21 protein-coding genes are annotated in these 24,041 nt (G+C 48.3%); 6 read left to right on the top strand and 15 right to left on the bottom strand.

Translation table 11 applies throughout. The features are described from left to right. Positions 1-52 precede the first annotated feature (52 nt). Together ACWP87_RS09830 and ACWP87_RS09825 are read left to right on the top strand one after the other, a co-directional pair. Positions 53-553 carry a DUF1440 domain-containing protein gene (locus tag ACWP87_RS09830; RefSeq protein WP_014569161.1) on the top strand — a complete coding sequence of 167 codons (501 nt, stop codon included), beginning with the start codon at positions 53-55 and terminating at the stop codon, positions 551-553. 114 nt (positions 554-667) lie between these two features. Continuing rightward, complete coding sequence (locus ACWP87_RS09825) at positions 668-2,047, top strand: MFS transporter (protein WP_154241425.1); 1,380 nt, start codon at positions 668-670, stop codon at positions 2,045-2,047. Positions 2,048-2,295: 248 nt separating this feature from the next. Here the strand turns inward: ACWP87_RS09825 and ACWP87_RS09820 are convergent, their stop codons facing one another. The 10 genes from ACWP87_RS09820 to ACWP87_RS09775 form a co-directional block, all read right to left on the bottom strand. Continuing rightward, the gene (locus tag ACWP87_RS09820; RefSeq protein ID WP_014569158.1) at positions 2,296-3,744 is read right to left on the bottom strand and encodes an amino acid permease; all 1,449 of its coding nucleotides are present in this window, start codon (positions 3,742-3,744) and stop codon (positions 2,296-2,298) included. A 261-nt stretch (positions 3,745-4,005) separates the two neighbouring features. Continuing rightward, positions 4,006-6,540, bottom strand: coding sequence for a M1 family metallopeptidase (locus tag ACWP87_RS09815; RefSeq protein WP_014569157.1), 2,535 nt, complete (start codon positions 6,538-6,540; stop codon positions 4,006-4,008). 326 nt (positions 6,541-6,866) lie between these two features. Then, positions 6,867-7,496 carry a hypothetical protein gene (locus ACWP87_RS09810; RefSeq protein WP_014569155.1) on the bottom strand — a complete coding sequence of 210 codons (630 nt, stop codon included), beginning with the start codon at positions 7,494-7,496 and terminating at the stop codon, positions 6,867-6,869. Continuing rightward, positions 7,456-8,583, bottom strand: coding sequence for an ABC transporter permease (locus ACWP87_RS09805; RefSeq protein ID WP_014569154.1), 1,128 nt, complete (start codon positions 8,581-8,583; stop codon positions 7,456-7,458). Before ACWP87_RS09805 ends, ACWP87_RS09810 begins: the two co-directional genes overlap by 41 nt. 12 nt (positions 8,584-8,595) lie before the next feature. Continuing rightward, a complete protein-coding gene (locus ACWP87_RS09800; protein ID WP_014569153.1) occupies positions 8,596-9,495 on the bottom strand; it encodes an ABC transporter ATP-binding protein in 900 nt (299 codons plus the stop codon). A gap of 191 nt (positions 9,496-9,686) precedes the next feature. Further along, the gene (locus tag ACWP87_RS09795; protein ID WP_014569152.1) at positions 9,687-10,811 is read right to left on the bottom strand and encodes a HAMP domain-containing sensor histidine kinase; all 1,125 of its coding nucleotides are present in this window, start codon (positions 10,809-10,811) and stop codon (positions 9,687-9,689) included. After that, the gene (locus ACWP87_RS09790; protein WP_014569151.1) at positions 10,799-11,479 is read right to left on the bottom strand and encodes a response regulator transcription factor; all 681 of its coding nucleotides are present in this window, start codon (positions 11,477-11,479) and stop codon (positions 10,799-10,801) included. Before ACWP87_RS09790 ends, ACWP87_RS09795 begins: the two co-directional genes overlap by 13 nt. A gap of 206 nt (positions 11,480-11,685) precedes the next feature. Beyond that, positions 11,686-13,302 carry an MFS transporter gene (locus tag ACWP87_RS09785; RefSeq protein ID WP_014569150.1) on the bottom strand — a complete coding sequence of 539 codons (1,617 nt, stop codon included), beginning with the start codon at positions 13,300-13,302 and terminating at the stop codon, positions 11,686-11,688. Further along, positions 13,295-14,029, bottom strand: coding sequence for an ABC transporter ATP-binding protein (locus ACWP87_RS09780; RefSeq protein ID WP_014569149.1), 735 nt, complete (start codon positions 14,027-14,029; stop codon positions 13,295-13,297). Before ACWP87_RS09780 ends, ACWP87_RS09785 begins: the two co-directional genes overlap by 8 nt. Before the next feature lie 125 nt (positions 14,030-14,154). Beyond that, entirely contained in the window at positions 14,155-15,294 is a 1,140-nt protein-coding gene (locus tag ACWP87_RS09775) for a hypothetical protein (protein WP_014569148.1), read from the bottom strand. 225 nt (positions 15,295-15,519) lie between these two features. Here ACWP87_RS09775 and ACWP87_RS09770 point away from each other — a divergent pair, with 225 nt between their 5' ends. Further along, positions 15,520-16,272 (top strand): sulfite exporter TauE/SafE family protein, encoded by a 753-nt coding sequence (locus ACWP87_RS09770; RefSeq protein ID WP_014569147.1) that lies wholly within the window; start codon positions 15,520-15,522, stop codon positions 16,270-16,272. A 73-nt stretch (positions 16,273-16,345) separates the two neighbouring features. Here the strand turns inward: ACWP87_RS09770 and ACWP87_RS09765 are convergent, their stop codons facing one another. Further along, positions 16,346-16,690, bottom strand: coding sequence for a winged helix-turn-helix transcriptional regulator (locus tag ACWP87_RS09765; RefSeq protein ID WP_005684245.1), 345 nt, complete (start codon positions 16,688-16,690; stop codon positions 16,346-16,348). Positions 16,691-16,793: 103 nt separating this feature from the next. Between ACWP87_RS09765 and ACWP87_RS09760 the strand changes: the two genes are divergently transcribed. Beyond that, positions 16,794-17,816, top strand: a complete 1,023-nt coding sequence (locus tag ACWP87_RS09760; protein ID WP_005684246.1) for a zinc-binding alcohol dehydrogenase family protein — start codon at positions 16,794-16,796, stop codon at positions 17,814-17,816. Between the two features lie 525 nt (positions 17,817-18,341). Here the strand turns inward: ACWP87_RS09760 and ACWP87_RS09755 are convergent. Then, positions 18,342-19,208, bottom strand: coding sequence for an aldo/keto reductase (locus ACWP87_RS09755; RefSeq protein WP_005684247.1), 867 nt, complete (start codon positions 19,206-19,208; stop codon positions 18,342-18,344). A 177-nt stretch (positions 19,209-19,385) separates the two neighbouring features. Here ACWP87_RS09755 and ACWP87_RS09750 point away from each other — a divergent pair, with 177 nt between their 5' ends. Next, positions 19,386-19,811 carry a MerR family transcriptional regulator gene (locus tag ACWP87_RS09750; RefSeq protein WP_005684248.1) on the top strand — a complete coding sequence of 142 codons (426 nt, stop codon included), beginning with the start codon at positions 19,386-19,388 and terminating at the stop codon, positions 19,809-19,811. Continuing rightward, on the top strand, positions 19,786-19,923 hold the full coding sequence (locus ACWP87_RS09745; RefSeq protein WP_155404103.1) for a hypothetical protein: 138 nt from the start codon (positions 19,786-19,788) through the stop codon (positions 19,921-19,923). The genes ACWP87_RS09750 and ACWP87_RS09745 overlap by 26 nt, the downstream gene beginning before the upstream one ends. Here ACWP87_RS09745 and ACWP87_RS09740 read toward each other — a convergent pair. The 3 genes from ACWP87_RS09740 to ACWP87_RS09730 form a co-directional block, all read right to left on the bottom strand. Continuing rightward, positions 19,920-21,275 carry an APC family permease gene (locus ACWP87_RS09740; protein WP_005684249.1) on the bottom strand — a complete coding sequence of 452 codons (1,356 nt, stop codon included), beginning with the start codon at positions 21,273-21,275 and terminating at the stop codon, positions 19,920-19,922. The genes ACWP87_RS09745 and ACWP87_RS09740 overlap by 4 nt on opposite strands. 36 nt (positions 21,276-21,311) lie before the next feature. Then, positions 21,312-22,454, bottom strand: a complete 1,143-nt coding sequence (locus tag ACWP87_RS09735; protein ID WP_005684250.1) for an amidohydrolase family protein — start codon at positions 22,452-22,454, stop codon at positions 21,312-21,314. Positions 22,455-22,664: 210 nt separating this feature from the next. After that, positions 22,665-24,008, bottom strand: a complete 1,344-nt coding sequence (locus ACWP87_RS09730; protein ID WP_005684252.1) for a glutamine synthetase family protein — start codon at positions 24,006-24,008, stop codon at positions 22,665-22,667. Between the last annotated feature and the right edge of the window lie 33 nt (positions 24,009-24,041).

Raw genomic sequence — 24,041 nt, 5'->3', positions numbered from 1 at the left:
GGCTTGTTCTAAAATGGAAGTAGTTTCAAATTTTGAAGGAGGTCTCGTTATCATGCGTACGCACACATCACCTTCCATCGTTAAATTAGCCGCAGTTGGCGCTGTCGCAGGGTTGGTTTCTGGTTTAGTCAAATTAGGGTGGGAAAATATCCTGCCGCCGCGCACACCGGAACGCGATGCGACTAATCCACCGCAAACTTTTCTACAACAACATGGCCTAACGCCAGCAGAGACGCATGCAACCTACACCTATTCAGGCCATCAAGTTCCTTGGGTTAGTCTACTGGTTCATTTTGGCTTTTCATCAAGCTTAGGCGCACTTTACGCAGTTGCCGGGCATTATGTTCCGCTGTTCAAACTGGGTTATGGCAGCATGTGGGGACTTGGTGTTTGGGCCGGCGCGCATTTATGGGCCATGCCTGCACTAAATATCGTCCCAGACGCAAAAGATCAGCCAGTGGAAGAGCATCTGTCCGAAGCAGTGGGACACATGGTCTGGAATACCGTCAACCAAATCGTCATCAGTGACATGCTACGGGAAAAACACGATTAGTCTCTTTTGCAGGCATTGAAACAATGACGATCGTGAGTGCGAGCCAGTCAGGGTAAAAGTATATGGCGCACTTTATATTTTCGCTCCAGCAATCATACTCTGAACCTTTCCCGCATGCTGATTCGCCATTCAATCGCATCTAAGAAAGGAGCGGTATCTGTGTCAAAACCGTCTACTTCTTGGCAAACCAAATGGCCGGAACGTATTAGCTATGGTTTAAGCGATGCAGCAGATAATCTGGTGTTTCAGGTGATGACCACCTATCTGTTGTTTTTTTATACCGATATTTATGGCTTACAAGCCGGCGCCGTTGCCTTACTCTTTTTAGTTGCGCGTATTGCCGATGTTTTTGAGAGTCCGATTGTCGGTTTAATGATTGATCGTACTCATTCGCGCTTTGGGAAAAGCCGGCCATTTTTCCTTTGGTATGCTTTGCCGTATGCCATTTTTGCCGTCTTAACATTCGTCACGCCGGCATGGTCGGCAAATGGCAAACTCATCTGGGCTTATGTCACTTACCTCGTCCTCGGTTTCTTATATACGGCGGTGAATCTGCCCATTACCTCGGTACTGCCAACGTTAACCCAACAACCACAGGAATTAACGCTACTGGGCGTCATCCGTCAATTCTTTGGTAGCTCAGTGCAAATCATTGTCGCGGTTTTCACGTTGCCATTGGTTGCTTTCTTCGGCCGCGGCAATGATCAGCGCGGGTTTCTCTTAACCATGACCCTATTTGCCGGCATCTCGCTGGTGCTGATTCTGAATACGTTCATTCATATCCGCGAACGGTTCACGCAGGAAAAAATCGCCCACCAACCGCTAAAAGTCGTGGCTAAAATTGCCGTCAAAAATCGGCCGTGGTTGTTGCTGTCGCTCATTATCTTTACGTACTGGCTGTTGACGGCGATTAAAAATCAGACCACGGTTTACTATTTCAAGTACACTTTACACAATCAAGGCTTGGTATCCTGGGCCAATAGCTTTACGTTTTCATCGCTGATCGGTGTTTTATTAATCCGGACGATTGCAGGTCGGCATGGGAATAAACACACGATGCGCCTTGGCATGATCATTGGTTTAATCGGCCAGTTCGTCATTGCAGGCGGTGTTTATGCGCGGAACTTGTGGATTTTGTTTCCTGGCATTCTGATTAACAGCATCGGTCAAGGAATGATTGTCGGCTTGGTGTCGATTATGCTCGCCGATACGATTCGCTATGGCATTACTCTCGGCGCTCAAGCTGAAGGTTTGTTTGCCTCCAGCAACGATTTCGGCGTTAACTTAGGACTCGGCATCGGCGGCCTGATCACCGCTGGATTGTTCGACCTTGCCGGATACGTACCCAACACCAGCCAAAATGCTGCAACGCTTGGCATGATTAACCTGAATTACGTTTGGTTGCCGTTGCTGTTGTACGGCCTGTTACTGCTTCTGATTCACTTTTATCCGGAAAAGCAGATGTTAGCTGCGATTGAAAAACATCAGGCTTAGGCCGCCAGCAATGATATGGGCTAATGTTTTGCCCGCTCACATGCCAATACGTTTTTCCCGCATCGGCTCGCGCGCAATAACGCGCTCCCCGGCGCAGAAGTCTGCGTGTAAGGACCTTAAGCGCAATGGCCAAGACCGGGCCATCACGCTTAAGGCCACTTACACTCCGACTTCTAACCGCGCCGGCTCGCGCTTACAAAAAAAGATTCAACGACTTCCCTAAAGGCAGTTGTTGAATCTTTTTTATCTCACTGAGCATCCAGATCATTTTCATGAAGCCGAGCAATAACAGGTAAAATCAGCCCTAATGCCAACAAAATAACCGGCGTAATAATATTCAAGCCCATCTGGAACCACCATGTGCCGGGATCATTAAGATAACTGATCTTCGGTAACATCCCCAATAAGCAGGCAAAGGCAGTGAAGAAGAAGCACCAGCCGCCCACGAGCATGCCCATGCGTTTATTTTTAACCAGCATATAGTCGGCCTGGAACTTTTCGAGATGTTTGTTTAGCAAATAATACGCGAGGAAAACCCACAGATAGCGCAACGGCATGACCACAGAGTTCAAGTTAAGCAGCCACTTGTAAAGCTCGTTCATATTGCCAATTCCAAACGCCGGAATAATGATCAGCAGACTTACCAGAATACCGGTCATCCAGTAACCATTAATCGGCGTGCCTTTGCGATTGATCCGCCGCAATTTTTTAGGAATAAAATGCGGATCGGCGTCACTCAGCAAGATTTTCAGCGGCGCATCAATGGAAAATGCCAACGCGGAGATTGAGGCCAAAGCATTGGCGATTGAATACAAAATGACAAACAAACCGCCGACGTGATAATACTTACCTAACATTGCAAACGCTGTGTATGGGCCATTCGCCATGAGATCTGTCGGAATGTGGTGGCTGTTAAACAACATCCCCATGCCAAAAGACCCTAGCAACGCGCAAAAGGCAACCATGCCCGCCAGCACCAGCATGCCCAACGGAAATTCCTTGGAGGCGTGCTTGGTATTGTTGACGTATGGCGAAATTTTTTCCGCCCCACCAACTGCAAAGACTAGCATGGAGATCGTCGTGAAGTAGTTGAGGTCAAATTTAGGCAAATAAGTATGAATGTCGCCCATGTTCGGAGTCGCCACATGGACGCCTTTTACCATCAACGGTGCGGTCACGGCTAGAATAATGAAAAGAATCGACATCAGAAACATCGCCGTGCCCGCCATGCTGCCAATGCGATTCAAGGTGGTAAGCCCGCGCGAAGACAGCCAAAGGAAAAGTAAGAATAACGCCAGACAGATTAAGGAAACGGTCATGGACGAGACGGTGTTGATAAAATCACCGTTGCCTTTAAACAGCCAGCTCAAGGCAATCAAAATCGCTTGCGGCTTCTGGGCTAAATAAGGGATGTGCACGACCCAATAAGTCCACGCCGCATAGTACGCCAATCGCACACTGCCGGTTTCCTTGATCCAGGAACTAACGCCACCGGCTTGATCTTTAAACGTTGATCCCAGCTGCCCCACAATCAAAGCATAGGGCACAAAATAAATCAGCATAATCAGAATCCAGCTAGTGACAACGGAAAGGCCTTGTTGTGCATAGTTATTGAACACATTGCCAAGACCCCAAACCGATACGAACGCGATTAAGGCCACGTTATACCAGCGCAGTTGTTTCTTTGTGTCTGCCACAAACATCCCTCCAAACGGTATCCTGCTCGATTAGGAACAGTTACTCGCTTTTCAGTGTAACGGTTTGACCACCTCGCTTTCCCGTGAAATTGTATAGATAAGGATTAGATTTTTCTAAAAGCCCGGTTGCGGTTTCGTTATTTCATGCCGTATGGATACTCATTAACTGGAAGTATGAAGGTATAAAAAGACCGCCACTGTAACGCTGAGTGGCGGCCTTTTGTCATTTCTCTTTAGCTATCAGCCAAGACGGCTAATATTTTACTTAACAGCTTTGGCAACTGCTTCATGCACAGCTTGTTGCTCTGCTTGAATCAGATCGACGCGACTGGCAATAACGCTGGTGTCCATGGTGATTTCCCGGGTTAGGCCAGGTGTCGGTAGTTTTGGCTCGAAGAATTTCTTGAATTCATCAAGTCGTTGCGTGGTGCGGAAAATGCCGGCGATAACGGTGATGTAGGTGGTGAATTCCATGTCGCCGCCAACTGTTTTTTCAAGCCAAGCCCATTCGTTGCGAACCCAATCCCATGCTGCTTGTTCGCCGGCGTGATTACTCAAGACGCCGCGGAACCATGAGCGCAAATCTTGCGGCTTAATGGTGTCGGCATTTTCAAATTGATCCACAATTTTAGCGATTAACGCGGCATCCGGGGTGCTGGTTAACGCTGCAAGAATATCGGCTTTGTAGCTTGAGTCGGTTGTCTGCTTATACGCCGTTAACAACTGATCGAACAAGGTGGCACTGCCGAAGTTTTTCACTTCATTTTGAAGGACAAACATCCGCACATCGGCCGGTAATTGAAGCAGGTGATCCTTATTTGCCGTAAATAGATCGTGACCTTGCGCAATGGCGTCTTTATTCTTAGCATACAACGCCATGCTTAGGACATAAGGACGGGTTAATTGATCATCATTGGATTCGCCGGCTTTTGGTGTCCATCCTAGGCGCTTGAACTGGTCGGCGCTGATTTGATTGAAGAAGGTTTTCAGCTGCGTTTCTTCGGCTGAATCCGGGTTGACGAATTGTTTCAAGTCATTGGCCACCCGATACAAGGCGTTGATGACGATGGCACTGTGACTCTGGGCAAACCGCGGCAGCAACGGCACAATGTCGGCATAAGCATTTTGCCGGCCCTCCGCCAGTAACCGTAAATCTTGAAGCACCTGCCGTTGATCAATCGCATTGAGTTGGTCAAGATGTGCCAAAATATCGGCGAGTAAGGTGGCGTCGTATTTCACGATGAAATGCGAGTTATTGCCCACATTTACGCGGAATGGTTGACCGCTTGCTTCGCGCAACTGGGTGTAATCGCCCAAAGTTACCTGCTTATCCGCAAAAATCTGCGGTGCGGCAGCATAATTGCTATTGAGCGGAATCTGCCATTGCCGACCTGCATCTTTGCCTGCACCAATGAAGAATTGTTGCTGGGACAGGGTCAGTTTGCCATCAATCACCGCTGCTGTCACCACTGGATAGCCTGGTTGTTCCAGCCATGACTGCATGATGGTGCCGACATCTAACTTAGCCGCTTTACCCAAAGCTGCCCACAAATCAGCACCGGCAGCATTGCCAAAATGATGAGCTTCGAAGTACGCCTTCAAGCCGGCCCGCAGCGCATCATCACCGATTAAGGAACGTACCATGACCAGCATCCGTGCACCTTTTGCATACACAATCGCGCTGTCAAAAAGCGAATCGATTTCAGCCGGATCTTCTACTTGAACATGAACTGACTGAACCCCATCCGTTGCATCACGTTGCAACGCCATTGGTACTTCCAGCGTCTGGAATGTCTCCCAAATATGCCAGTCCGGTTGCAAGGCATCAACCGCAACATATTCCATCATGTTGGCAAAACTTTCATTCAACCACAGATCGTCCCACCACTTCATCGTCACCAAATCGCCAAACCATTGATGCGCCAGTTCATGCGCAATAACGGTAGCAACCCGCTGCTTGGTTTCCAGCGAGGTGTTGTCCGGATCCAGTGTCAGCAACGCTTCCCGATAAGTGACAAGCCCCCAGTTTTCCATCGCCCCAGCCGAAAAGTCAGGCAACGCCAACTGCCAGGAATGCGGGAGCGGATAAGGCGTCTGGTAAAAGTCTTCGTAAAATTCAATCGAGCGCTTGGCAATGTCTAACGCGAAGTCAAGCTCATTAGGTCGATGTGCTTTGGTAGCAAAGACCCCGATTTTAACGCCGCTTTTGGTGGTTGTCTGCTTATTTTGCAATTCACCAAATGCAAAGGCAATCAGGTAAGTCGACATCCGAACCGTGGTGTCAAAATAATGAACGCCATTTTCTTCACGAACTTCCGGCATGTTACTGATAATCGTTTCGCCGGGATGTTCATCAAATTTAATTGCTAAATCAAACGTCGCCTTGGCTTCAGGCTCGTCTACACTAGGAAACGCCTGACGTGCAGCCGTTGTTTCAAACTGGGTCCCGATAATCTGCTTCTTAACCCCGTCCACTTCGTAATAAGAAGGATAAATACCCATCATGGTGTCCGTCAACGGTGCGGTATACGTCAGTGTCAACGTCACCTTGCCAGCTTGCGGCAAAGTAATCCGCACCGCTTCGGCAGGATCATCCACCGTAAACGGAACATCCTTGCCGTCAGCCTGAACCGCACTGACCGTCAAATACTTCTGATGAACCGCAATTTCGGTTTGCTTGGCATCACCGGTAATCGTCGTCTTCCCGGAAATCTTCTTCGTCTCCCGGTTAATATCCAAGTAAAGATCGTAATGTTCCGGTTGAAACAACTGATAAAAATGCGTTGCTACAGTCATGCACCAATTCCTCCTTGTGTGTGAGCGCGAACCAGCGCGGGAGAAGTCGGAGTGTAAGCGGCCTTGGGCGTGATGGCCGCACTTTGGCCATTGCGACCGAGGTCCTTACACGCAGACTTCTGCGCTGGTGAGCGCGTTATGATCAAGCGCGAACCAGCACGGTTGAGAGCCGGAGCGCGTGCTGATGAAACGCGCACCGAAGCAGTTAATCCCCTACACCGGCAAACGCGTGATGATAACGTTAATCACGCTTATTATACGCCAAGTGGCCTACCGCTTGTAGCAGAAAGTCACACGCTCAAGTCGCCTGCATGCAGCAACTATTTTCAACTGTTTACCAATCGCCGCCGCGCCAAAAGAAAGCTAATGATCATGAAAAGCGCCGCAACTCCTAGTTGTAACCAATTATCGCTTAACGGTCGCTGACGCATTAAGGTCAACAAGTTTAACGCCCCTAATTGATTGCTACCAATACAAAGCGCAAAGTAAACGGTCGGAATTAAATACGCCACCGCAAGTGACTGAGAGCAACAGTAACTACCAAGCGTGATGCTCCCGATAAATAAACTCTTAACCAGCGCATTGCCCAACAGAACGCCAGCAGCCAATGTCGTTCCCTGAATCTGATATAGACCAAGCAGCGTAACGTTTAGCACTGCCAATACGCCAAAATACCAAGCAAACCGCACCGCGTAAACCGTCCACAATTGGATCGATTTACTATTGATAACTGCCGCTACCCCTGTTGTTTGCTCCGGTAAAAATAAGCTGCCAAAACAAAAGATCGCTAGCAGCGGCATCCACAACTCAGTCGGCATCGCTGCTTGTGCCAGACTCTGCGGTGTCAGCGTAAAAACAATCGGAATGAGCCCCCAGCCGAGTACCGCAATGAGGCTGGTTTTCAAGACGTTGGTTTTAATTTCTAATCGGACGAAGCGGCCTAAACTTGAGCGCATGTAGTTTACCTCCCCGTTGTGCAGCCAAGATCCAAGCAGTTAACGCCATCAGTCCAAGCGCCAACAAAGCGTATCCGAGCCGATTTTGCAACAGCTGGTTTAAATGGGCATAGTAATACGCGCCATTGTGCAGCGAATTATGCCGCGGGATCAATAACCATCCGTAGTTACCACTCACCCGGCGAGCACCCGCCATCATCGTTACCAACCACCAGCCAATTTGAATGCCAAAACCAATAAAATTACCAAAGATCGCCGCACTTAAATAGCCAACCGCACTGCTGACCATGAGCGTTGGTAACACCCAGATAAAAGCCATTTTCACAATCGCGGGATAATCCAACGACATCCCTTGGTATAAAACGGCGACCTGAATCGTCAACGCAATGGCGATCGCAATCACTGGCGCAAATAAACTTCCTAAACTCGCAACATACCGCGTCAATAATAAACGCGACGTGGTCATCGCCTTGGTTTGAATCACCGCCGACGCATGATGCCGGCGATCGGCAGTACAAAAAGCAATGGCCACAATTGTCGGTAAAATGCCCATCATGATTCCGGCAATATCCGCAAACAATCTCGCAAACGCTCCGGTGACCCGATCACGTTGCCGAATGAGCTGCTGATCCGCGACGACTTCGGCTTTCGTCATCCGGCGATAAGCAAAATTCTGAATATTTTGTGAACTGTACGCAGACTGTCCACCCAAGAGCCGGTCAACCTTTGCCAACGTTTTAACCAAGGGTGCGCGCGTGTCTGCATCCTCCGCCTCAGTCATCAACTGGCGAACTTTTGCCTGGTCTGCCGCGCGTAACGTCACTTGTTTTGCAAACCCCAGCGGATAAGTCGTATACAAATTGTGCCGATAATCGTAGTGCAACTGATCCAGACTGTTTGTCTTGAGCGTCTGATAATCGGTCGCCGTGATGTTTTCGTAGCTCGCTGGTGATTTCGGCAGGGTGGTTAAGTTTCGTGAAAGTAATGGCCAGACATTCATCACGATAAATGCCACGACTAAAAATGTGTAAATAACAAACGTTAAACTTCGCGTCTGCCGCTTAAATTCCATCCAAAGCAGCTTCACAATGACCCCTCCTCACACACCGCTTACCGTCTTCACCAACGCTTGATGATGCTGGGTTTGTAAATACAGATACGCCTCCTCCAGTGTTGGCGCAACCGATTGCCAAGTTGCCAACGGAGTACGAGCTAAAAAGCGTACCCGAATATGCTGCCCGTGCGCTGTTTGTTCACTAATCTGGTACTGCGTCTTAAACTGTTTAAGCTGCGCCACCGGTAAGTCACCGACAAAAACATGCCCCGCAGCCGCATCAATAAGCTCGTCAGTGGTCCCATTGAAAGCCAGTCGCCCATGATCAAGGATGCCAATACGATTAGTCGTTGCCTCAACATCGGAAACAATATGGGTAGACAAGAGTACCAAACGCTCATTAGCAAAATCTGCCAACAAATTCCGAAATCGTATCCGTTCTTCCGGGTCCAGTCCCGCGGTGGGTTCATCAACAATCAAAACCCGTGGCTCATTCACGAGCGCCTGCGCAATGCCTAACCGTTGCAACATGCCGCCAGACAACGCCTTGACTTTCGTTTGCGCCTGAGCTGTCAAATGAACAGCTGCCAGTAACCGCTCAATTCGCCGCTTCTGCTCGCGAGCCGGCACCTCAGCTAAGATTGCCAAATAGGTCATTGCGTCAATAACTTTCATGGTTGGATAAAACCCGAACTGTTGCGGCAGATACCCAATTTTGCGCCGAATACTGCGCGCATCTTTAAGTGGTGTGCCATCCACCAACACCTTACCGGAAGTAGGTTGCTCAAGTGTTGTCAAAATCTTCATCAACGTGGATTTACCGGCACCGTTTTTCCCCAATAATCCATACATTCCTGACTGGATATCCAACGAAACGTGATCCAAAGCCGGCTGTTGTCGGCCACGATATTGCTTCACTAACTGCTCAATCTGAATCGTTGTCATCAAAAAAAGCCTCCTTATCCATGAAGCGAGCCAGTTTGTTCAAAACCGCGCTGTGAGAACCGCGTGCAGTAAAGGCACCCGTTTTTTCTCACCTGCAATTTCTAAATTGGCAGACGCATCATGTTGATAAGCAGACTGTAACAAGTAAATGACAATTTTCTGACAACTCAACCAATTTACCTAAAATCGGATCAATCAGTCGAGCTGGAGGCAGGCGTTAAAAAACCAAATTCGGCAATGGTGCTGACGCCTTGGGTATCTGGTTGATTGGCAATTGTAAAATGACCCCGATGCGCCGCGCATAATTGCGTACAGATGTACATACCGACCCCGAGATGTTGGGCTTGACGATCACTGGAAAAATACGGCAACTTGGCTTTAGCTTGTTCACCCGGCGTCAACGGCGGACCATCATTATCAACTTTTATCGTCAACCCGTTTGCCGTTGCGGTTAAGTGAATCGCCACCTGCTCAGCGGCAAACCGACAAGCATTGGTCAGTTGATTATCGAAAACTTCAAGTACCACATCTGGTGCAATTGCAAGCGACTCGTTTGTTGTCAGCTGGTTCTCGACCTTCCAAGTAACCGTCTTGGTGGCCGGAACAAGTTTGCTGGCTTCTTCTTTAAGTTGTTGTTCCAAGGTGGCCGGCGTCATCGCCTCACCGGTTAGCTGACGGTTTTGAAGCGCGGAAAGATGACTCATCGTTTGGATAAAAGCCGTCATCCGATCCAACTGCTGGTGCATCTCAGCCAAGAGTGCCTGATCCGGCTGCTCATCCTTATCCGCCATGGTCAAAAGTTCCAGGTTGCCTTGCAAAACCGTCAATGGCGTTCGCAGGTCATGGGCAAAAGCCGCATTCACCTGTTTTTGATCCTCAACCAACTGCCATGCTTCTTCAAGTGCTTGACGAAGGGCTTGGCGCATCGCTTCAAATGCGCCCACCAATTGCCCCAGTTCATCGGTTGTCTTGGCATGCAGTTCAAAATCCAGATCCTGAGCCTGAATATGTGCCACCCCCGCCTTTAACTGGGCTAACGGCGGTGCAAACTTAAGCCGATAAACCATCCGCGCCATTGCATTCATAACCGCATATAAAACGGCGAAGCTACCAATAATCGCTCCGCCAAAATACAAACCGACACCGCCTAAAAACCAGTGAGTCGCTAAAGCTGTCGTCAAGTGAAACATCAAGAAATGCCAGACTTGTAAAAATAGCAACATCATGATACCGGCGACAATCGTTCCCAGCAGAATCATCTGTAAAAGTGCTTTTTTAATCGATAGCTTCATAAAGTGTGCTTTTAATTTTGCCATTTATATCCCACTCCCCAAACCGTTACGATGGGCGATGTTACCTGACAGGCATCAAAGAGCTTGCGAATGCGGCGAATGTGCTCGGTGATCACCCGCTCATCCCCTTGTGCATCGTAGCCCCAAATCTTTTCATACAACTGCTCGCGGCTAAACACCTGCCCCGGATTCAGGCTCAGCCATTCAATCAGTTGATATTGCTTATTTTCAAGTTTTAGGCAAGTCGTATCCACCGAGACCTGATGCGCATGATAATCAATCATGATCCGTCCAAAAACGGCAATCTGCGCCTGTTTGTCCGGCTGATGGGCACGTCTGACATGTGCCTTGATGCGTGCACCTAATTCCGTCAGACTAAATGGCTTGGTCACATAATCATCACCGCCTGCGCCTAACCCCTGCACCTTATCCTGATCGGTAATACGTGCGGTTAAAAAGATAATGGGGACAGAAGTGATCGCACGAATTCGACTGGTTAAGGTAAAGCCATCAATATCCGGTAAATTAACATCCAGCAAAATCAAGTCGGGCTGCTGCGCCAATTGACTCAAGGCTGCTTGCCCTGCATCTGCTGTCAGTAATCGAAACTCCGGTAGCCGCCACGCAAAGTATCGCTTTAACATTGCCAAAATAGCAGTATCATCATCCACCGCCAGTACCTTGGTCTTCATGCCTTCACCCTCCATTACCCCAAGCCTATTAGCTCCGCACTTATATCGATTATGATTCATTGCAAAATAAGTGTTTCCTAATTCAACTCTACCTGTTGCCGCAACCGCTTGCAACAAGGCATCTGCTAGGTGATATTAAAAAAGCACTGCCAGCTGCTGGCAGTGCTCATGAACTAACATTAAATTCCACTCTAAACGCGGCCAGATTAATACCGAATCCGGAAAGTCTTAGGTGCCACTCGGTAAATCACCGCGGTACCGATCCCGACATAAAGCAGCGTCATCGTTCCAATGAGGATGGCATAACCATAGCCGTAAAAATGAACTTGTGTAAAAATCCAAGCCACCCAATACATTCCCCAGGACAAGAAGCGGTACAGCGGCGATACAACATCCATATCATCCGTAAATGGCTGCATCAGATAATAAATAAAGAGATCATGAAACGAAAAGAACAACACCAAACCACAGATCTCCAGCAACAACACCAGATAAAAGTTGACCTGATCGGCTACCGGTGCGATTAACTGCAGTGCAAAAATCAGCAGGAAAACCGTGAACCCAGTCACTGCATTGTATTGAACAATGTGCCAAAACCGATAAAAGAATCCGGCTAAAATGGTCTTAGGCTGGCGGTAAAAAGGATAATACAACATTGCCGCGTCACAATTAACAAATAACAGTTGAACGATTTGGCCACCCAGCGAGGTCAAATACATCAAAAAGAAAATACCACCATAAATCGGCGTCAGATCGCCTAAATTATGGACAGCGAAAAGTTTCAATGCGATCAAAAGCCCACCGCCAAGTCCAATAACCCACAGCAGACGGGTCCGCAACTTTTTCCATAGCTGGCGACGATAACGGGCAAACAACAAGGCATTGAGATAATTACTGCCGGAACGGTTTTCAGACTTGAGGGCCACGGTGGTATCCAGCGTCAGTTTCTTTTGCATTGCAGTTCCTGCCGCTAGAAGTTGCTGCTTTTTGGCTGAAGCAACAAGATTTAACGCCCGCACTGCAGACTGAATGGAGGCCATGATTAACGAATTATCATTCGAAAAACGGTAAATGTACCACCCAATCAGCACCACACTAGCCCATGCAATCAGAAAGCCCAGCGGCGAAAAAACGCCAAACGTAAAGGCGGCTAATTTTCCGGTTACTACTAAGCCAATGGGTAGCCCCAGCAAACTCAGCCAATACCCAATCTGCACCAGCAATCCCAGCCGCCAGTGTGCCCACAGCAGCCGTGGAATGAAACTCGGCCATAACCACCCAATAATGGCAATCGGCAGTCCAACCAAAAACAGCCACATATGCTGCGTCAACAAGGCGAGCGCAAACATAGGCAGTAGTGGCCCAAGTACAACGCCGCTGATTTGATCCATCAGCATCAACCCGCGCACCAGTGCCGGCCGATCCAAGGCAAAATAATCCCCTAGTTTAACCGACTTGAGACTCAGCGGCAGATTGCGGAATACCAAGCCGCGAAACATGAGAAAACCCACCAGATAAACCAGTACCGCGATCATGACGCGAAGTGAAAGATCGGTTGCCAGTGGATGCACATAATCGTGATACGCACTACCAACCAAAAATGCTAGCCCGATCAGCAAAAGCGTTGTCACCGGTTTTAGCAAAATCGTGAAAAAGTTAACTGCAATTGCCATGATCGTTTTCAACGCACTTGGCCGGTACCATTTTGTCGGGATCTTTTTACCCAGAAACGGAATTCGCCGCAAGAAGTAAATGAACCCATTCACCATCGTTGTTGTATTGACCTGCGCCTGAAACCAGTAATATCGCCAAGCATCACGCATCTGCCTGCACCTCATCACTTAAACGCGCAATCACAGCCTCTTCAAATTCCTGACTGTGAATATCCAGGCCCTCCAGTTCGCTCAGCTTTTTATCATGCAGCAACACCACCGCGTCACAAATGGCCTGTGCTAGCTGCATAATATGGGTCGAGAAAACAACCACCGAGTCGGCCTTCATCGCGACAATCATCTGCTGCATTTCATGAGCCGCCACCACATCCACTGTCGTCAGCGGCTCGTCTAACAATAATACGGGCGGCTTAAGCATCAACGACACCACAATCTGCAACTTATTGCGCATCCCCTCGGAATAATCGCGCAACAACTTATTGGCATCTGCCTGCGACAACCCCGCCAATGAAAAGAAATCCGCCGCTTTAACGCTCGTGTGGGTTTGCTCAAGGCGCTGCCGATTAATCGCTATAAAATAATCCACAAACTCCACCCCGGTCATAAACGCCGGTAAATGCGGTTGGGTATAAACCATGCCCACCGATGTGTCCGCATAATCCGTGATCAATCCTTGACCATCATCGGCATCAATTGCGATCGTGCCATGATCATGCGGCAAGTTACGCACAATCATGTTAAATAAAGTCGACTTTCCTGAACCGTTGCGCCCTAGCAAGCCATAGATTTTTCCTTGTTTAAACGTATAGTTAGCATCTTTAAACAAAACCTGTTGATCAAACGCCTTATCCAAATGTGCAATTTGCAGTTGTTTCATGGGCTCACCTTCTTAGCAATCCAAAGATTTTTTCTAAGTATAGCAGACCATTTTTGCCTATACCGCCTAAATGGCAAAACTAATTTAAAAAACGAATGTGATTTTACCCAAGGTGTCTGCCAAGGCTAATGTCGTTTGAACCATTCAAACCAGTGACGTTTGGATTGCGCTGCTTCCTCTGCAGGCGGCTCCAGGCCATGCTGCTGTTCATAAGTGCGAATAGCCTGATAAAGATCACGCCGACCAATAATCAACAACGCATTATAAGCTAATCCGTGATAAACAATTGATCGCAACCCTTGATAATCCGTTGACGAAATCGGAAGCGTGATGTCAGCCAGCACTTGCTTCAATTGATTTTCACTCTTCACTCGATAATGCGTCATCACCGCGGAAATAACGTTGCCGCTGATGAGAAACACAATACTGATCAGCGTTAGCAATTCGCGAATCGCCGCAATCATTTTCGGACCAAACAAACTAGCCGTCAGTGTCGGCGATAAATCAAGCCCGTGACTAATCTGATGCGCAATGCCTGCCATCGCCGTATTGCCAAACTCCGCCAGTAGAAAAATGATCACCGTGCTCGTCGCATTAATCGCAGGAATATAATTCGTCAACACCCGCAACTGATAATTCGGCACCATCACAATCATCACCGCAGAAATCGTGATGCTCAACAGCAGGTAATATAGAATATAATCGCGAAAAGCACTGAAGTCAGGCATGATTCCGGTTATATTCAGGCCAATCAGCAAAGCCAACGGGGCAAACAGCTGCAAACTCACAAAGGTTCGAATTAAGTGCGTGGCAAATGCCTGAATGGCGCCAATAATATACACCGTGATGAGCACCATCAACGCTAATGTCCATCCCACCGTCACCACAAAATCACTGACCCGCACAAATCCCAGCCCATCTAAAATCAGCCCTGACAGCATACTCAAGACATAACTATAAACGGCCAACCCGCGAAAATGACGCGCCTGATCGGCAAAAACGCGCCGCTTCAACAAATCTAGCCGGTTCTTCGGATCAGAAACAATCATAAACTGCAGCGTCTCAATCTGATGCCACAAGTGCCGCACCTCACGAAAAGGCGGCAACCGTACCATTCGAATCCAAAGCAGACTTAAAAAGGCCCCGATTGCGATGATGACCAGTTTAAGCCAGAGTTTTGCAGCTTGATCAAGGCCACCTAAGGCAAGCCATAGGTAGAAAAAGGTTAGGGTTGGGATGAGAAGGCGGTAAACTTTCTTAGTCATAAAAGCTCCTCAGACGTCAATGCGTTTTACTCAATTTAACCGTAAGTTGGGTTCCATCTATTATGTCATGAAGTCCGTATCATTCAATTATTTTGCTTATCATGCAAAACGACCGCACACTAACATCAATTGAATCACCTTTTCAGATGTGTAAAAGATGCACTATTAACGAATTTCTGGTATCAAAGATATATAATCTCTGCTAAAGCAAAAGGAGGCGAATCCATGACAATCGAAACCATCCTTTTCTTACTAGGCATGAGTCTACTGGCCGGCATTCTCAACGGTATTGTCGGGATGGCGGCACTCACGCTTTATCCGGTGCTATTGTCAGTTGGCGTGGCGCCGATTACCGCTAACGCTACGAATACAATTGGACTTTTATTTAGCGGCTCATCTGCGGTTGCTGCTTCTCGCCACGAACTAAAAGGTCACTGGCATCAGGCGCTTGTCATTACGTTGCTTAATACCATTGGCGGCGTTTTTGGAGCCCTTATTTTGATTCATAGTTCCAATGCGGGATTCAAACGAGTCGTCCCGTTTATCATTTTTTTGGCTGGCGTCTTGATTCTAATGCCACCCAAACCCGCAAGCAGTAACAGTTCTACGCGTCAGCACTTGCGGTGGTTTGGCTATGTGCTGGTGATGTTAGTCGGTATTTATGTTGGCTATTTTGGTGCCGGTGCCGGACTGTTGATGGTGGCCGTACTTTCGCGACTTGTTGAAGGCCCTTATGCCACCTACAATGCCATGCGCAACCTTGCCTCACTGGTGAATAATCTGGTGACATCCATCATGTTTATCTTCTCCATGCCAATTGCTTGGGGTGTTCTAATCCCAGTCTGCATCGGTTTATTTGCAGGTGGTTTTCTCGGACCGGTCATTGTTCGCTTGATCCCATCTCGCATTATTAAAACTGCTGTCGGCATCTTTGCACTTGGGCTTGCGGTTTTCCTGTTCTATCAGGCGTATTTATAACATAAAAAGCATCGTTGGGAACCACTCAAAAATTCCAACGATGCTTTTTAATGTTCATCTTCAATATGTCCAATCAGGCGGTCGCTTTTTGTCGTGCTTGATAAGCCTCGCCCCAAGTTGCCATTGCTTGGATCACAGGTGCCAGTGTCTGCCCGAATTCTGTTAGTCCGTATTCTGTGGCTCGTCCATCGGCGTCACCTGGCTTTTTAGTAATGACATGATCCGCTTCTAGCTGTGCTAATTGTAATGCCAACATTCGTTCAGTTACTGATGGGATGGCTTTATTAAGCGTACTGAACCGTGTCGCGTCACCCTGAAAAAGATGGTATAGGATCACACTTTTCCATTTACCTGAAATAATGTCAACTGTATTTTGAACTGGACACCCAGCCGCACAATCATAAAGTTCGCCTGACATCATAGGACTTCCTTTTTTAAGTTACTTACAATTTACTCACTTACTATTTTAGAACATGCCCGCTAACATACAAGGTGAAACTTAGCGAAAGGAAGCTACTTCAATGAAAGCAATTGGTTTTACGCAACATTTACCCATTCAAGATGCTCGTAGTTTAGAAGATCTGACCCTTTCTAAGCCAACCCCCACTGGTCACGACCTTCTAGTGAATGTTCTTGCTGTGTCTGTTAATCCTGTTGACACAGGTACACGAGGAGCAGGGCACGCGCAGTTGGCTCAGCCTAAAGTGTTGGGATGGGATGCTGTTGGTACCGTCAATGCTGTGGGTCAAGATGTCACGCGCTTTAGAGTTGGTGATCGGGTCTTCTACGCTGGTAGTTATAAACGCTCCGGAAGCGATGCCGAATATCAGTTAGTCGATGAACGCATTGTCGGTCACGCGCCGAAGAACCTGAACGATGCCCAAGCAGCCGCCATGCCACTAACCAGTCTCACCGCATGGGAAGCGTTGTTTGAAAAGTTACACATTTCCCTGAATGCAACTGCAGAAAATCGGCATCATACGATCTTAATTATCAACGGTTCCGGCGGTGTCGGTTCCATGGCGACACAGTTAGCGCATCTGGCCGGTCTGCAGGTTCTGGCAACCGCTTCACGTCCCGAATCACAAAAATGGGTACAGGATCATGGTGCTGATCACGTTTTAAACCACCGCAAGCCATTACCACCGCAGCTAAAGGCAGCCGGGTTTAAAAATGTCGATTATATCCTTAATCTGTCGCATCTAGACGAACACTGGTCCGAGATCGCCACCATGATTCGTCCTGATGGTTGGGTCGCGGCTATTACCGAAAATCGCCACGGCATCAACTTGCAGAAACTCACTAAGAAGCGGGCCACATTTGTGTGGGAGTGGATGTTCTCAAAGTCTTGGTATGGCTATGAACTAGATTCGCAAGGTGCCATTCTTGATCAAGTTGCCGCGCTTCTCGACAAGGGTACGTTGCAGTGCACCTTAACCAAAACACTACAGCCGCTCAATGCCACAAATTTACGTCAGGCACATGCACTCGTTGAATCCGGACACATGATCGGTAAGATTGTGGTTGCCGGACCGTGGGCATAATTGCTGGCATATAGACGCCTAAGGGTGATTAAAGCAGGACCAAATCGCTAAGCATTGCGGGTGAAACAGTATTTAAAACTTCACAAGAGTTAGTGTATGCGTCTAAAGTTGACCAACAAGAGGCTGGGCCATAATTCACCGCTCCAATATAAAGCGCGTACTATTTCTGATTTTTTCAGAAAGTAGTACGCGTTTTGACTTTTTCTTATTAGTATAAATGAGCTTTAATGCTCCCAGTGCCAAAGCGGAGCAATCGTAGGCCTGATGGGGCTCAGCCGTGGAACAACACAGCGACCGGGTTTTGTCGCTGATGTTGTTAGGCGACTTGGAGACTGCCGGGCTTGCAGGCTCCAAGCGCCGTCACAGCGTTCCAGCCCCATCTGGCCGGAGAGTGCGGAGTTTGGCACGACACGGAACTACTTTAGCTACTTTCTCAGCTATAGTATTCGGATTTTAGTGTGCATCACATCCTGAGATAGAATTATGTCTCAGTATCTTGACCTGTACGCAATCAATGCCCTGCCCTCAACTTAACCGATCACTATAAACCGGGAAAGACTGATACTGACCATAGTCTGTCAATGGCTTCATGTGTTCAAGCGTTGACATGTCGGTTTCATTGATCTCAAAGTCAATCTCGGCATTCGCCTTCATATGTTCCGGTTTGACCGTCTTCGGCAGCGGTAACAGGCCTAGTTGCAATAAATATCGCATCCCTAATTGTGCCACTGAAACGTGATACTTTTCCGCCATCTGCTGAATTGCCTGATTTTTGAACATTTCACCATGTCCAAACGGTGAATATGCCTCAACCAGAATGTGATGTTGTTTGGCAAAATCAATCGTTTTAAACGGCGTCTGGGTAATGTGTGCTAACACTTGGTCAACCATTGGTGCAATTTCGGCATGATCCAACAGATTCTTGAGATCGGTGGGATCAAAATTAGACACACCGATCGCCCGCAGTTTGCCAGCTTTATATGCTTCTTCCAGCGCCCGCCATGCTTCCAGATTGCCTTCAAAGTAACGATCAGGCTCATCATATTTTGCCCATGGCTTCGGTGCGTGAATGATCATCATGTCGATATAATCCAAATTCAGTTTTTGCAGCGACTCGTCAATTGCTTTAACTGCTGCATCGTGTTCCTTGATCTCTGCGGCCAGCTTGGTGTTGACGAAAATGTCCTGCCGCGCAATACCGGCTGCCCGCACGCCTTCGCCCACGCCGACTTCATTGCCATACGCTTCGGCTGTATCGATATGTCGATAACCAGCGTCAATCGCCTCATGAACAGCCGTTGCCGCAGCGGCATTGTCTGCAATCATCCAAGTGCCAAAACCGATTTTAGGAATCTTTACCCCATTGGCTAATAGATACGTTTCTTCTAACAAGTTTTCATCCCTCTTTTGACTTTCGCCGGGTGTTTTCAACGAATTGAAAAAGCACCCTAGCATGATTAACTTTTTTGCACTTGTTTTGATAAGTGCTACACTCAGCCTAGTCCCTAAAGTCAACTTTAGGGCAACTGTTTTTTAAATTATCTTTAGTCATCACCATTGGAGGTTCATATGTCCGTATCTTATTCGATTGGCGAAGTCGCCGCCATCACGCATCTCTCCGTCCCCACTATTCGCTACTATGATAAAGAAGGCCTCATTCCCGATCTCAAGAAAGATCCTGCCGGGGTTCGCTGTTTTGACGACCACAATCTCGGCGCGCTGGAAATGATCAACTGTCTCAAAACTGCTGGCATGTCGATTAAAGACATCCGCACCTTCATGCAGTGGACGCTGGAAGGCGACACGACACTGGAAAAGCGGCTGGACTTTTTCAATCATCTTCATGAGTCCGTTGAAAATCAAATGCAGCAACTGCACCAAACCCTTAACACGATTGAATACAAGCAGCATTATTATCGCCAGGCCGTCGCTGATGGCACGGAAAAATACGTCAAAACCGGCACGGCCCATGAAAAAGTCGCAGGGACAGACTAAAACCGCTGACGATTTTGAAAATGTTTCTAGTTTAGACACCCAATATGGGATCAAAAAACGCCTGCATCGCGATGATGACAGGCTTTTTTTGATGGATTCAGGAATGATTTAAAAATCTTCTAATCGCGTTGTGACCTTACGCCTTTTTGCTGCCACCCAGAGGCCGATGAGGAACCAGGCGATTGCAATGTACGGAAAAGTGTTCATTGGAAATGCCGGAATGGGCCAAAGACTGGTGTAGATCGGATAGATGAGAACCAGAATCCCAATGACAGGCGCAAGCACATGTTTGAACATTGAGCGCCCTTTATCTTTGCGGAAATAAACAATCGCGCCAATATTCACCAGCACATACACTGTCAGCAAGCCCAGCATCCCAATCGTACCAAACCAGTTGTACATATCACTGGCACTAACGCCCAAGCCGATTGCAAAAATGACATACACAATCAACGCCAGCCCCGTGATGCTATCAAGTGCATGCGTCGGCGTCTGCTTGTCCCCGGTTTCTTCCGCCAGCCAAGGATGCAGATACCCACTTTTCCCAAGTGCTTCCAGCATGAAGGCTCCAGCATTAAGTGCACCAAAGTAACAGGCAAAATAGCTCACCATGGCGGCAAAGTCCATAAAGATTGCCGCGTTGGTGCCGAGATAATGGGTCGCCAGAAAGTTCATTGGCGCGGTACTTTTGGCAAGATCGCCAATGTGTGCCGAGCCAAAACCGATGACTTCCGCGTAACTAACCAAGAAATAGAAAATCGCCGCAAAACTTACGGCCCCCAGCAGCGCAATACTGATCGCCTTGCGTGGGTTCGTAGCGCGCGGGGCAATGGTTGCTGAACCTTCAAACCCAGCAAATGACATCAGAGCAAACACCATCCCCATGCCTAAGCCGGTAGCCATGTGGGGTTGAGGGATCAACGGCTGCACCGAATTGCCGCTGCGACCGCCGGAGAAAATAATCACGACGGTCAACACACTCAACACTAAAACTGCCAACAATTCCAGCACCAAGGTCAAACGAGTGGAAAACTCAATGCCTTTATGACTGAGCCAGCCCCCTAACAACAGGACGATAATATTGTATAAATTGACTGGTAAATGGATGCCTAAGTGACTCAGAAAGACATTGGCAAAGTTTCCGACAATGGCACCGGAACTGAACACAAAGGTCACGTAGGTCAACACCAACAACCAGCCGGAAATGAAGCCGGCTTTTTCGCCAAGCGCTTTGGCATTGTAGGCATATGCCGAACCATCGCCAGGGATGCGCTTACCTAGCTCAACAAACGAAATGGCCACAAACAAGACACCAATGCCGCCAAGCAAGAAAGCAATCGGCATGTTGATCCCGGCGTTGGCGGCAGCACTTGCGGTGTTAAACGACATGGCGCCAGTGGGAGCGACCATGGCGATCGAAAGACCAAAGACCTCAAGTAAGGTTAATTTTTTACGCTTTTCCATAATGGGTTTGTTTCTCCTCTATTAGCAAACTCGCTTTTAGCGGTGCGGATCTGCGGGCTTGAACTCATCCTCTTGGTGGTAGAGCTTAGCCGCGGTTTCCCAGCAGATGGCGTTGATCCACGCTTTTTTCTGGGCTAGATCGACAAATGGCAACGTTGAAAAGTGCGCGACGAGTGCCTGCTTAAATTGCTGCGCCGCTAAGCCGTACATTTCCGGATACGTGCTCGCATCAGACGCAAATAGTATCCGAGTGTATGGCGCCAGTTCAACTGCCTCATTGAACACCCGCTGCACGCCACTGGGACCAAGATTATCCAACAACGAAATATCAAAATACAGATTTGGAAAGACACTGGCGAGATAACCGGCCTCCCGCTGATACGGGTAACAATGCAATAAAACGACTTTAAGCCCTTTTTTCGCAAACACATTTAAAAAGTCGCGCATCAACAGCGGGTTACCTAGATACATGTCCGTATCCGCGTCGCCATAGCCAACATGAAACTGAAGTGGCAGGTCTTGGGCGATGATTAGCGGCGCCGCGTGGTACAAGATGTAATCAATCAACGGCTTTGACGTCAGCCGGGTTTCACCAGACTGTTTCCAGGTATCAAACCCTGCTGCCGCCTCCATCAGATTAACCGGCTCAATGTGCAAGCCCACGCGGTAAGCCGCAATCGACTTAAACCCGACAAAGCCATGTTCTTTAGCTTGGCGAATATCATCCCGCAACGCCTGCCACCACGCAGCAAAGTTATCATGCTGCAACATCAGCGCTTCAGCATGCGTCTCCAGCCGATAAATGGCTTTAACCGGAACCCCGGTCAATTTAGCGGTTTCATTTAAATCCAAAATCGCATCATCCGGCACAAATCCAGTATCGATCAACAACTCCTGAAAATGATAATGGCTAAAAATGCGCTGATTATAGGTTGCATACCCCGGATCATTCATCGCTGCTAACGGGTGCTTGGCATCAAGGGCAAACTGCTTTGCTAACGCCAAAAAACCATGATAAGCAAGGCGGTTTTTGGTGTCGGCTAAGGGATAATCGTTATCTGCTTCAGTCGAAACCTGTGCCAATCGTTCATCCCGATTCGGCACTTTGCCATTAATCAAAAAGTGACAGTGATGGTCCAACAATGGGACTTGGTCGACAAATTCCGTTAAGTCGTCCAAAATGAAACCTCCTCAAAGAAAGTGAGCGTGAACCCGCGCGGGTAGAAGTCGGAGTGTAAGTGGCCTTGGGCGTGATGGCCCGGGTTTGGTCATTGCGACCAAGGTCCTTACACGCAGACTTCTGCGCCGGTGAACGCGTTATGGTGAGCGCGAGCCGGCGCGGGTAAATGAAATCGTACGGATCAGCGCCTGCTTAAAATCTTCCTACAATCAGTACAATTCCCGATGCAATGCCGCAATCTTTTCCAGTTCCAACTTGCCATAATAGTGGTCATCTTCACGCTTGATTTTTGCATAAGCATCTACCAGCTGAGCGCCGAACAAATTCTGAAATAGCGGATCCGCTACAAATGCATCAACTGCTTGGCCTAATGTTCGCGGCAAGCGCTGGATACCTTTTGCCGCGCGTTCCGCATCGCTAAGACTGGCCGGATCAACATCGCAATAGTCACCGGGTTGTAGTTGGTGGGTGATGCCATCAAGCCCAGCCGCTAACAGCCCTGCAAACGCTAAGTATGGATTGGCAGTGGCGTCACTCGCTTTTAGTTCAATGTTCATTGAGCTGGCTGGATCGCTCCAGGCCGTTGACGGGATTCGCACGGCGGCTTCGCGATTATCCTGACCATATGTCGCATAAGCACTACTCCAATGTCCCGGGGCGAGGCGTTGATACGAATTGACTGACGGACAGGTTAATGCCAGCAAGCCTTGGATGTGTTTCAAAATGCCACCCACAAAATACTGACCGGTCTGCGACAAATGCATCGGCGCATCGTCATCAAAAAAAGCATCTTTTTGGTCTTGCCACAACGAAAAGTGAATATGCGCTCCAGAGCCAGCCGAATCCACAAGCGGTTTGGGCGCAAAGGATGCATAGAGATCGAAATTCTTAGCCGTATTTTTGATAATCCGCTTATAAATCACCTCATTATCCGCGGCCGTTACCGGATCTTGCGGCAACATGCTCAATTCATGCTGACCAATCCCGCCTTCCGGATAATACGCATTCGGCATAATCCCGACTTGTTGAAGCTGATTAATCGCTTTGAGAATAAAAGGATAAGCAAAGTCCATCGACTCAGTTGAAAAAGCAACCCGCGGCATCGCAGGCTCCCGATGATCCTTGTCGCCGGTAAATAGCTCAAACTCGTTTTCATAAGTCATTTTCACACTGAACCCAGCATCTGCAAGCTGCTCAACGACACGCTTCAATATCGACCGCGGATCTGATGCATAAGGCGTTTTATCGAGGTTATAAATGTCACCCATTAAAGTGGCTACTTGCGGCATGTATGGCAGCACATGAGCCGACGCCGGATCGCCAACCAGCCGCAACTCCCCGATTGGCGTCATATCCTGCACCGGTAAAATCGTATCGCGCTCGCTGACATTCAAGGTTGCCTTGGTCAAGCCAATGCCATCTGCCAGTTTAGCTTTTAAACTCGCAAGCGGGATCACCTTTCCTCGTGTCAGGCCGTTATAATCCACATACAGAAACTCGATCAGCTCGGTTTGCTTCTCTGTCAATTGCTCAATCACAGCTTCTTCATTCATTGCTAACCTCAGCCCCTTTTCATCATGCTCGCC

Source organism: Lacticaseibacillus sp. 22, assembly GCF_055413445.1.
This window is presented reverse-complemented; position numbering and strand designations above follow the sequence as displayed.